Origin of the sequence: Treponema socranskii subsp. buccale (assembly GCF_024181585.1) — a bacterium.
Classification (GTDB): domain Bacteria; phylum Spirochaetota; class Spirochaetia; order Treponematales; family Treponemataceae; genus Treponema_D; species Treponema_D buccale.
Window position 1 is genome coordinate 814990 of the sequence record NZ_CP054258.1, and the last position, 10805, is coordinate 825794.

At 49.4% G+C, this 10805-nt stretch carries 10 protein-coding genes; 6 read left to right on the forward strand and 4 right to left on the reverse strand.

Annotation, left to right across the window (positions count from 1 at the left end; genetic code table 11):
- The first annotated feature begins 333 nt into the window (after positions 1-333).
- Positions 334-1590, forward strand: a complete 1257-nt coding sequence (locus HRI97_RS03610; protein ID WP_253726634.1) for a class I SAM-dependent rRNA methyltransferase — start codon at positions 334-336, stop codon at positions 1588-1590.
- The gene (gene miaA / locus HRI97_RS03615; RefSeq protein ID WP_253726636.1) at positions 1591-2568 is read left to right on the forward strand and encodes a tRNA (adenosine(37)-N6)-dimethylallyltransferase MiaA; all 978 of its coding nucleotides are present in this window, start codon (positions 1591-1593) and stop codon (positions 2566-2568) included.
- A gap of 69 nt (positions 2569-2637) precedes the next feature.
- On the opposite strand, the gene HRI97_RS03620 is transcribed toward miaA, so the two are convergent.
- The gene (locus tag HRI97_RS03620) at positions 2638-2856 is read right to left on the reverse strand and encodes a hypothetical protein (protein ID WP_180486696.1); all 219 of its coding nucleotides are present in this window, start codon (positions 2854-2856) and stop codon (positions 2638-2640) included.
- Positions 2857-2911: 55 nt separating this feature from the next.
- Here HRI97_RS03620 and HRI97_RS03625 point away from each other — a divergent pair, with 55 nt between their 5' ends.
- Complete coding sequence (locus HRI97_RS03625) at positions 2912-3715, forward strand: TatD family hydrolase (RefSeq protein ID WP_253726638.1); 804 nt, start codon at positions 2912-2914, stop codon at positions 3713-3715.
- Here HRI97_RS03625 and HRI97_RS03630 read toward each other — a convergent pair.
- Positions 3690-4040 (reverse strand): Hpt domain-containing protein, encoded by a 351-nt coding sequence (locus HRI97_RS03630; RefSeq protein ID WP_253726640.1) that lies wholly within the window; start codon positions 4038-4040, stop codon positions 3690-3692. The genes HRI97_RS03625 and HRI97_RS03630 overlap by 26 nt on opposite strands.
- Before the next feature lie 330 nt (positions 4041-4370).
- On the opposite strand from HRI97_RS03630, the gene lepB reads away from it, so the two are divergent.
- Positions 4371-6116, forward strand: coding sequence for a signal peptidase I (gene lepB, locus HRI97_RS03635; protein ID WP_253726642.1), 1746 nt, complete (start codon positions 4371-4373; stop codon positions 6114-6116).
- A gap of 116 nt (positions 6117-6232) precedes the next feature.
- Here lepB and HRI97_RS03640 read toward each other — a convergent pair whose 3' ends face one another.
- Positions 6233-7027, reverse strand: coding sequence for a type III pantothenate kinase (locus HRI97_RS03640; protein ID WP_180486692.1), 795 nt, complete (start codon positions 7025-7027; stop codon positions 6233-6235).
- 34 nt (positions 7028-7061) lie between these two features.
- Here HRI97_RS03640 and hisS point away from each other — a divergent pair, with 34 nt between their 5' ends.
- Entirely contained in the window at positions 7062-8369 is a 1308-nt protein-coding gene (hisS, locus tag HRI97_RS03645; RefSeq protein WP_253726644.1) for a histidine--tRNA ligase, read from the forward strand.
- Between the two features lie 318 nt (positions 8370-8687).
- Positions 8688-10100, forward strand: coding sequence for a formylglycine-generating enzyme family protein (locus tag HRI97_RS03650; RefSeq protein ID WP_253726646.1), 1413 nt, complete (start codon positions 8688-8690; stop codon positions 10098-10100).
- A 305-nt stretch (positions 10101-10405) separates the two neighbouring features.
- Here HRI97_RS03650 and HRI97_RS03655 read toward each other — a convergent pair whose 3' ends face one another.
- Positions 10406-10756 (reverse strand): DUF1622 domain-containing protein, encoded by a 351-nt coding sequence (locus tag HRI97_RS03655; protein WP_253726648.1) that lies wholly within the window; start codon positions 10754-10756, stop codon positions 10406-10408.
- Positions 10757-10805: the final 49 nt, after the last annotated feature.

The following is a 10805-nucleotide window of genomic DNA, read 5'->3' on the forward strand; positions in this document are numbered from 1 at the left end:
CTAAAATAGCGCGTCCCGTTTAACTGCAAGTTTGCGAGGCAAACTTGTGTATATACGTGTGCGCTTTCGCACACGAGTACGGCATTTTCGAAAATTGACATTTTCTGCAATGCCGTACTATAAGGAATGGCAAGCAAAATTTCGAAGAAATTTTGCGCAGTCCGATTCCAATCACGGTCTGCCGCGGCGAACGGCAGGGCTGCTGCCGGGAGTGCAGCCGATTTTTTACGGTAACTGTTATTTTCTTGGAATATAGATTCTTATGCGTAAGTCCTGGCAGGCGTATATCGGGTCATTTACAAAACTCGGCATTCGCACTAGTATGCTTTTGCTATGAATGATGCGCTTCGTATCTTTTTAAAACCGAAAGAAGAAAGGGAAGTCGTACAGGGCTTTCCGTGGGTATTCGACAACGAAATCTCTCATGTAAAATACTTTGCATCCGACGGGAGCGGCCGAAAAGATGCGCCGCTTTCCGAATGCGAAAGTGCCGACGGAAGCGCGTGCGAAGTGTTTACGGCTGCAGGCGGATTTATCGGTACGGGCATTATCAACCGAAAATCGAAGATATGCGTGCGCATGCTCTCTTCGGCTTATGCGGACAAAGTGTTTGAAAATACGAAAGCGTTTATCGATGCGCGCATCCGCGATGCGGCGAATATGCGGCGCATCCGTTACGGAGAACTCGATTCGTACCGTCTCGTTTTTGCCGAAGCCGATTTGCTTCCCGGTCTCATCGTCGAACGATTTGCATCCGTCGAGGGTTCCGTGTATCTTGTCGTTCAGTTCCTTGCGCTCGCGTGTGAAGTTTTCCGCGAAGAAATTACGGCAGCTCTTATTAAAACGTGCAATCCCCAGGGCATATACGAGCGGAGCGATGCCGCCGTCCGCGAAAAAGAAGGGCTCGAAGAAAGGACGGGCTGGATATACGGAAGCGGCGGCGACGTGATTACGATAAACGAAAACGGCATCCTCTTTTATGTCGATATCGCAAAAGGCCAAAAGACCGGTTTTTTTCTCGATCAAAAGGATAACCGTAAAGCGATTATGCCGTTTTGTCACGGAAAGCGTGTGCTCGACGCATTTTCGCATACGGGAGCATTTGCGCTCGCGGCAGCTTTTGCCGGTGCGCGTGAAGTAGTCGCTGCGGAAATTTCGGAAGACGCGCTTTCGATGATCGAAAAGAATATCGCACTCAATAAAAAAGAGAATATAGTCAAACCCGTGCTCGCCGACGTTTTCGATTTATTAAAAAAATATGAAGAATCGGGCGAAACTTTCGACGTGATCGTTCTCGATCCTCCGGCCTTTACGAAGAGCGCGAAAAACATTCAAAAGGCGTACGGCGGTTATAAAGAAATCAATTTGCGTGCGATGCGCCTGCTCGGAAAAGGCGGCATATTAATAAGCTGTTCGTGTTCCGCATTTTTCGACGCGAATACGTTTTACGATATGCTCATGCACGCAGCCGCCTCAAGCGGCCGCCGTGTACAGATATTGGAAAAGCGGGGAGCGGGAGAGGATCATCCGATTCTTCTCGGTTATGAGCGCTCGGAATATTTGAAGTGCGCGATTGCGCGGGTGCTGTGAGTGGAAGGAAGCGAAAAGAACTGCAACTGCGTCATCCTTTTGGGCCCGACCGCCTGCGGCAAAACGGCGATAGGAGTTGCGATCGCGCGGGAGCGAAACGGTGAAATCGTTTCGGCGGATTCGCGGCAAGTGTACAAGGGTCTCGACATCGGTTCGGGAAAAGACTTGGACGAATACGCTTCGGGCGGAATTCCCGTTCCCTATCACCTTATCGACATAACCGATCTCAAAAGCGAATACAGTGTATTTCAATATCAAAAAGATTTTTACCGCGTCTTTCCGGATATCGTCGGTCGGAAAAAATTACCCGTCGTCGTCGGCGGTACCGGTATGTACCTCGACTCGATTATCAGAAATTACGATTTGATCGAAGTGCCTGAAAACGAAAAGCGGAGAGTGGAACTTGAGGCGAAATCCCTCGAAGGGCTTTCCCGTCTTTTGCTTTCGCTGAAACCGGATTTCCACACGCGCGAATATCTCCGCGATAAAGCGCGCTGCATACGCGCGATAGAGATAGCGGAGTATCGGATGTGCCCTGAAGCGGACATCATGCGAAAGACGATGACGATCCGTCCCGACATCCGTCCGCTTGTTATCGGTACGACGCTTTTGAGGGAAGAGCTGCGTGAGCGCATTGCAAAGCGTCTCAAAGCCCGCCTCGATTCGGGCATGATAGAAGAAGTGGAAAATTTGCACAAAAGCGGCGCATCGTGGGAGCGGCTTGAAACGCTCGGTCTCGAGTACGGATTCGTCGCCGAATATTTACAGGGGAAAATCGCCTCCCGCGGCGAACTGTACGAAAAACTCGTTGTCGCTATACGGAGATTTGCGAAGCGGCAGGAAACGTGGTTTCGCGGCATGGAGCGTAAAATGAAAATGCAGGGAAGCTCGATTCATTGGCTTCCCTGCGTTTCCGACACTGATGTGCGCGTACATGCCGCGCTTTCGTTAGTCGATGAGTACGTTGTTATGCGTTGAGTTTACATTGCCCGATGCGTACCGCGTGAAATTTGCTTGAAGGCAAAAACGGCGCGTTTATTTTCCGCGCTACGCGTTGACGGCGATTTTTACCGGTTCCGCGATTTCGACGAGGTATCCCGTGCGGATGCAGGTTTCAAAGAGTTCTTTGCCGATGTAATCGGTTTTCACTTCGTCGTATCCGTCTCTGTCGCGTACGATGCGCACGACGTATCCGTCTTCCATTTCTCGTACAATCGTCATATAGTCCGATGAGTTTCCGATGCTTTTTAAAGTGTAGCTTTTCAATTCCAACCTCCCGATGTTTGCATTGCTTTTTTATTTTCGGTACAATGTAATGCGGATGTTAGCGTTTTCTGTATTGACGGATGCTCATTTTCATCTCGCCTGCTGCGCCGAAAACTCGCTTGAAGATTCGTTTCGCGGACTTGAATCCATATCCTATTACGGCGTTTCCTGCGCTCACGACAGGGACGAGTTTTTAAAACAGGAAACGCTTTCGGCAAAGCTCAACGAAAACGAAAATACGCAGGTCATGTGCGCCTTCGGTATGCACCCGCAGCTTCCGCTCGTCGAAAACGCAAGCTTTATGGAAACGCTTCTCAAAGAGCGGCGCATCGGTGCGATCGGGGAGGCGGGATTCGATTTATTTACAAAGGAATTCAAAGCCGATATCGCGCGGCAGGAAGAGGCGTGGCGTATTTCGTGTGAACTTGCAGCTCTGTACGGCGTTCCGCTCGTCGTACACTGCCGCAAAGCGCTCGATAAAATGTTCCGCGACTCGAAAGCGCTTTCGAAAATTCCGGCCGTCGTGTTTCATTCGTTTACGGGAAGCGTACAGGACGCGTCTTCTCTTTTAAAGCGCGGCGTAAACGCGTATTTCAGTTTCGGAAATCCGATCACCTTCGGCGATAAGAGTGCGATCGGCTGCGTGCAAAAACTCGATGCCGGGCGGCTCCTCATGGAAACGGATGCGCCGTACCAGACGATGCGGGGAGAGACCGAAACGAAAATGAGTGCGATCGCTCGCGTATATGAAAGGGCATTTTTTCTTCGATACGGAGAGGAAAGCTGCGCAAAGGAAAAAATCCAAATGTTCTCCGATGCGATTTTTAATAATTTTAAATCCGCTTACGGTATTGCCTAAGGGCGGAAATCGTTTCATCGTATATTTTAAAAAATACCCGTGTCAGCGCCGTCGCGTTTCCCGCTTCTTTTCCGCGCAGTACGTTTTCGAGTGAGAGGGCGGCATCGTAAAGCGCTTCGCATCCGATTTGTCCGGCCGATCCCTTCGTCTTGTGCACGAATGAAACGAAGCCTTTGTCTTGTGCTGCGTTTTCCGCAAGAGACGCAAAATGCGCCTTGTCGTTTACATTTTCTTCTAAAAAAGAATCGACGAGCGTTTCGTACAGTTCCGTATCGCCCGAAACCATATCGAGACCGGAAACCGTATTTAAAATCGAACGCGGCATGACCTTACCTACCTTAATCTTAGGGCAAGGACACCGGAAACTATATCCTCTAGAAAAATAGCGTGTATCATAAAAATCGGCTGCACTCCCGGCAGCAGCCCTGCCGTTCGCCGCGGCAGACCGTGATCGGAATCGGACTGCGCAAACTTTTTAATAAAAAGTTTGCTTGCCATCGGTCTGAGCGGCTCGGCGGCAGTTCCGCTGCCTCGCGTTCCGCCTTTTTTTATTTAATTATACACTTCTTTTCCGTGTGCACATTTCCGATGCCCTTGCTCCAATCTTAGTGTTCGCAGTATACACCAAGGGCGGTATTTTTGCTATACTGGCGTTATGACAGAATCAAAAACCGAAACATTGTTTATTTTGCTATTCATCTCTATTGCATCTTCTTTTTTCTTTGCGTTTTTTTGCATACCCCTTTCCGCCGACATATCGATTTTAGCTTTTCCGATTTCGTTCGCGTTTACGGCGATCGTCTTTTATAAATCGATACGGCTCAAGCGGGGAGATGCTTCCGCTATCCCCGTCGTGCGGAAAATGATGCAGTATCTCCCGTACGTGCTCCTCGCGTCCTTTGTGCTTCGAAGGGCGGGCAAAAACGGAACGCCGTTTTGGTACGATATAGCGACGGTCTCTCTGTGGTGCATCGTCTTCGTTTCGTCGCTCGCGGCGCTGTATTTTCTGAACGAAAAGCGCGTATATGCTCTGTCTCCCGAGTGGAAAAAATACCGCGAAAAAAATCCTTCCGTAAAACCGCGCGGTTTTGCGCGTGCCGCTTTTGAAGCCCTCGATTGGGCGGACGCGCTCGTGCAGGCTATCTTTATGGTTTTGCTCATTCAAATTTTTATCGTGCAGTTGTATATGATTCCGTCGGAATCGATGGTGCCGGAATTTCTCGTCGGCGATCGTGTCGTCGTTTTTAAAACGGCGAGCGGTCCGAAGTTTCCGCTCTCCGACGTCGGCGTTCCGTCGCTTAAAACCTACGAGCGGGGAGACATCGTCGTGTTTCGAAATCCGCATTACAGCATGGACAGAAAATCGGAAGTGAAAACCGTTACGAGTCAGCTCGTCTACCTCCTCACCTTTATGGCGGTAAATCTCAACAAAGATGAAAACGGCAGACCGAAACCCGATCCGCTCGTAAAGCGCGTTGCGGGCGTGCCGGGAGAGCAGCTGGTGATGCAGGACGGAGTCCTCTATGCGCGCACAAAAGACGGGAGCGATTTCAAACCGGTCGAAAAAGATGCGCGTTTTGCCGCGTGGAATTTAAACGACGTTGCCCCAAAAGCGAAGCGCGGCATACGGGAATTTCCGCTTTCGCAAAGCGAATACGATCTCATGATCGAGTGTGAAAAAAGGCGGCGCGAATACGATATCGATGCGGCATCTCGTTCGTGCCGCGCTCTCGTCGAACGCTTCAGACGTGCAGTTCCCGATCGCAGCGGAACCTTTACGATGGATGCCTCTTCGATGCACGAATACAATCTCTTTGTCAATTTCGATGCCCTCACGCAGCGTCTCATGAGCGCGGACGGAGGGACTGCGTGGTTTTCGTCCTTTATGACCGATTGGATCGCGTCGAAGCCGGAGGCGGGAAGCTATGCAGGAGGCGATATCTACAGCGATGCGAATTACAGGCTCAATATCATGATAAAGGAATGCGTCGGAAACCTCGTCGTGCGGAATGCCGAATTGATAAAAGCGGCCTCTTCCTCCGATGCGCGCAGAAGCGACGGTGAAATCCGCTCGCTTATGGAAAGGGCTGAAATGCTCAACCTGTACGTGATGCTCCTCGATCAGCGCAATATGCCGGTCTTTCCCGAAAACAAAAACGGACGGCCTCAGTATATTCCCGAGGGCTCTTATTTTATGATGGGAGACAACCGCTTCAATTCCGCCGATATGCGCCATTCGTATACGAAGACGCTCACCCCGCTTACAAAACTCGACGCCTACTCTGTAACTTACGAATCGAATATGAGTCCGCAGTATGTCGGAAAAAAATACATACTCGGCACGACGCTCTTCCGCTTTTGGCCGCCTTCTCGGATCGGCGCAATCGGAAAACGGCGATAGAACGGAGCTGTCTCAAAAGTCGCTTACTTTTTCGACAGCTCCTCGAGTTTAAAATTAAGTCTTTGCATTGTAATGACTTATCGGCGCGTTATTAATGTATGCCGCCCGTTTTTACGTCAGAGTCCTGCGTACAGTGCGGCGCGGCGGATGCCTGAGAGCGTAAGCTCTTTGTCCGCTTCGTCGAACACGTCGGTGATCGGTTTTATCATGCTGTTGAGGCCGCCCGTTGCGATAGTTTTTATGTCGGCTTGCCTGATACCCGTCGATTTTTCCAAATCGCGCTTCATCCTCTCGATGAGACCTTCGGTAAGGCTTTTGTAGCCGAGCATGATGCCCGACTGAATCGCGACCGTCGTATTCGTGCCGAGACTCGTCGCAGGAATTTCGAGGGGTACCGCCGGAAGCTGCGCGGTATTCGTAAAAAGCGATTTGAACGCGGTGCCGATGCCCGGCGCTATCGCCACTCCGGCGATATTCGCGTTTGCGTCGACGACGACGAAAGAAAGCGCGGTGCCGAAATCCGAAACGATGCACGCGCACTTGTTGCGCTCCCACGCTTCGAGCGCATCGCACAAGAGGTCGGTTCCGATTTCATGGACGGCGCTTTCGGGAATTTTTACGGGGAGAGAGGCGTACATGTCGGGTCCGATGATGAGCGGCTTTTTGCCGATGATGTGCTGCGTGACGTTTACGAAGGGGCCGGTTAAATTCGGTACGACGGAACTTATGACTGCCGAATCGATGTCGGAAAGGGAGACGGAAGCGTCGCGGATAAGCGTCCGTATCGTCGAAAAGTATTCGTCGCCGGTGCGTTTTACGTCGGAGCTGATCCGCCACACGTGGACGAGTTTTTCTCCGTCGAAGAGTGCGGTTTTGCAGTTCGTGTTGCCGATATCGAAACAGAGCATCATTGTAATTTTCCCCCGTTTCAGTTAGTATAGCGCTATGGAATCGATCATTCAACCGCGCGTGCTCAAAGGTTTCCGCGATTTTTTGCCCGCTTCGGAAATCGCGCGCGCGGATTTAATTGAAAAAATAACTGCGGTGTATCGATCGTTCGGGTTCGTGCCGATCGACACGCCGGTGCTCGAATATACCGAGATACTGCTTCGCAAAAGTAACGGCGAAACGGAAAAACAAGTGTTCCGCTTTGAAGACAACGGCGGGCGCGATGTCGCGATGCGTTTCGATTTAACCGTTCCGTTTGCGCGCTTTACGGCGGAACACAAAAGCGAACTGTATTTTCCGTTTAAGCGTTATCACATCGCAAAAGTGTGGCGCGGCGAAAAACCGCAGGCGGGCCGCTACCGCGAATTCGTTCAGTGCGACGTCGATACGGTCGGGAGTGACAGCACGGCAAGCGATTTCGAAATACTGCTTGTCATACAAAAAGCCTTTGCCGCGATAGGAGTTTCGGGGATCACCGTGCGCGTCAATCATCGCGGCATTTTCAACCGCTTTTTGACAAAGCTCGGCGTAAATGAAAAAAGCGACGATATTTTGCGCACGGTCGACAAGCTTGCGAAGATCGGCCGGGACGAAACTGAAAAAGAGCTTTCGGAAATTACCGGAAGCAAAGATCGGGCGGCGGAAATCCTTTCCTACACCGAGGGGGCGGGGGACTTCAGTGCGACATTAAAAAAAATCGAAGCGATGGCAGGCGGAAAAGATAGCGACAGCGAGCGCATGCGCGATATATACGAAATGCTCGAGGCGGCCGGCATCGAAAAAAATTATACTCTCGATCCGAGCATTACGCGCGGCCTCGATTATTATACGGGCGTCGTCTACGAAACGTTTTTGAACGATTTGCCCGAGATCGGCTCCGTGTGTTCGGGCGGCCGCTACGATAACCTTGCAGGCTTGTATATGAAAGAAAAGCTCCCCGGAGTAGGGACTTCGATAGGACTCGACCGCCTCATTGCGGCCATGTCCGAACTCGGCATCACGTCAAGCCGCGCAAGCTACGTCGACGCGGAAATTTTCTGCCTCGATGCAAAGGATGCGCTCCTCTATCAAAAAGCCGCCGCATCTTTGCGCGCACAAGGTCTTGCCGTCGAAGTGTTTCCCGACGCGAAAAAAATCATTCAGCAGTATGCGCTCACCGATGCGAAAAAAATCCCGTGGGGAATCTTTGTCGGAAAAACTTACGAAAAAGACGGTACGTTCGATCTCAAAAATCTTTCGACGAGGGAGACGTCTGCGGGCATTACGGTGAGCGAAGCGGTAAAACTCATTTTAAATAAAAAATAAAAAATTTGATAAAAAAGGTTGACAAACCTCCGCTTTTGAGTTAGCATTAGATAATTAATATTAGTTTATGCTAACTAATAAAAAAAATTTTACGGAGGTATGATAAAAAGCCCCGTCTGAAATAGCGCCGTCGCTTTTTATCTCGAGTTTGCGCGGATGTTTGCGGAAGATAGGTATACGTATTGTTTTGATAAAAATTGAATGGATGCGATACATTATATTTTCGCAAACTCGATTATTGAACATGTGCGCTTACGCGCACGGCTAAAAACTTTTTCGGATGTTTAAACATCCTGCAAAAGTTTTTATGGAGGTTTTATGAAAAAGTTATATACTTTTTGTGTGTGTGCGCTGTTGGCGGCTGCGGGAACGGTGTTTTTAAGCTGCAACAATGCACCGTCAAGCGACGATCTGACCAAGGAAGATCTCTACGGTTCGTACTGGGGTCATCTCTTTGTCGGTTCTATAAATGCCGATATGTGCCTTGTCGTTCAAGCCGACAAAATCGATTTGAACAGTACGTTTATGAGCTTTTCTTATCCCCTCATTTCGTACAAAGATGTCGGTGACGGAAAATGGCTCGTAAACTGTTACAGCGAAGGCGAAGAAAAAGAGATGAAAAATAACGAGCTTTCAAAGCACGTACGGCTTTTATTCGATACGACAAACATTCCTTTTACCTGCGAACCGAATATCATCCCGATGGCAGGCATTGCGGATTTTTTGCCTGTAGTGAAAGGGAGACCTTATGAAGGCGAATATTCAAAAGACGACGACATTACCGATCTTCCGAGCAAAACCTATGAGGTCGGAAGCGTAGAGTTTACCATGAGGCAGATCCCCGCCGTAAAAGGCGCACAGTTGGGATACAAAGATGTAACCGGCTTTATGGATTTTTCGGACAATATGCCCTATACCGCAAATCTTTCGGCTTATTCCATAGGAGAAACCGAAGTGACGCAGGAGCTGTGGAAGGAAGTTATGGGAAGCAATCCGAGCTTTTTCGACAATAGCGGAAACAAACAGCTTCCGGGCATGGATGGTGAGTATCTGGTTAATACGAAGGTCGCATTAGGGGAAGAGCAGGAAAAGCGCCCCGTCGAAAATGTAAGTTTTTTCCAGATGATCGCTTTTTGCAATAAGCTGAGCATCAAACTCGGTCTTCAGCCCTGTTATACGGTAAAGGACAAAGACAACGGCGACCAACCTATCAAGTTTGAAACTTTCGACGTGAGCAAAATTCCTACTGATAAGGATGAACGCTGGCTGGGAGTCGAAGTGGATATGAGTAAAAACGGCTTCCGTCTCCCGACCGAAGCGGAATGGGAATGGGCCGCCAAGGGAGGAAAAGGCAATATCGCATGGGCGGGTACGAATAAAATGACGGCGCTCAAATATTACGCATGGTATAACGACAAAACCGGAGGAGATTCGGGAGAAAGAACACACGAAGTGAAAAAGAAAAAACCGAACGGCTACGGCTTATACGATATGAGCGGAAACGTCGGCGAAGTATGCTGGGACGTTTATGAAAATACAACTCCGCCGGACGGTCTTACCGATCCTACGGGAGCGGAAAAGCCTGTCGATGACAGGGATAATCGTTCCATGCGCGGCGGCGACTGGTTTTTTAATACGAAATCCTGCCGTATCGCCATGCGTTCGCCCAGTCCGAATGTCTGGGAACCGCTTGTATACACAGGGCTTCGCTTAGTAAAGCGCGGCGACTGAAATACGTTTAATACGATTCGGCTTTACTTTTCGGGGCAAAGCCGAATGATTCTGTAAGCGAAAAAATACGGACAAAGGGGCTGTCCAAAAACTTCAGTTTTTGGACAGCTTCCTTGATTTTATGTGCGACGTTTAAAATTAAGTCATTATAATATAAAGACTTAATTTTAAACTCGACAGGCTGTCGAGAAAGTAACCGACTTTTGAGACAGCCCCTTTTTGTATATTCTGCGCGCTCGAAACTTAGCGCTTACGCGCTTTTGCCGGGCGCGTGCACCAATTGCACAGTTCCTAAATCGGACGGTTTATTCGCTCAGCTCTTTTAAGCCCTTCATTTCACGCTCGAGGAACACCGATAAAATCGTCCGCAAGAGCACGATGCCGCCGAGCGTCAAAAGTTCGATGAGCGCGGGATTTAAAATCGTCTTTATGATATCGGCTGCGATGAGGAGTTCGAGACCGAGCAAAAGGTAAACGCCCAAATCCGAACGGATGATCATAATCGTACGCATCTTTTCTTTGCCGCTGAAATGCAGCACTTCTCCTTTAATAAATTGCACGACGGCGATGAGTGCACCGTAGATGACGACGGCGATGCTTATAACGCTTATAACAAATTCGATGTGTTCGAGAATCGGATATAAGATCTCTTTCATGACAATCTCCCATAAAATTTTTTACAAAATATTTCGATATCTAAAAAGC

Excerpts from the sequence above, each read along its gene's own strand:
- HRI97_RS03610 (WP_253726634.1), top strand. The coding sequence starts at position 334 with ATGAATGATGCGCTTCGTATCTTTTTAAAACCGAAAGAAGAAAGGGAA.
- HRI97_RS03625 (WP_253726638.1), top strand. The coding sequence starts at position 2,912 with ATGTTAGCGTTTTCTGTATTGACGGATGCTCATTTTCATCTCGCCTGC.
- HRI97_RS03630 (WP_253726640.1), bottom strand. The coding sequence starts at position 4,040 with ATGCCGCGTTCGATTTTAAATACGGTTTCCGGTCTCGATATGGTTTCG.
- lepB (WP_253726642.1), top strand. The coding sequence starts at position 4,371 with ATGACAGAATCAAAAACCGAAACATTGTTTATTTTGCTATTCATCTCT.
- HRI97_RS03640 (WP_180486692.1), bottom strand. The coding sequence starts at position 7,027 with ATGATGCTCTGTTTCGATATCGGCAACACGAACTGCAAAACCGCACTC.
- hisS (WP_253726644.1), top strand. The coding sequence starts at position 7,062 with ATGGAATCGATCATTCAACCGCGCGTGCTCAAAGGTTTCCGCGATTTT.
- HRI97_RS03650 (WP_253726646.1), top strand. The coding sequence starts at position 8,688 with ATGAAAAAGTTATATACTTTTTGTGTGTGTGCGCTGTTGGCGGCTGCG.
- HRI97_RS03655 (WP_253726648.1), bottom strand. The coding sequence starts at position 10,756 with ATGAAAGAGATCTTATATCCGATTCTCGAACACATCGAATTTGTTATA.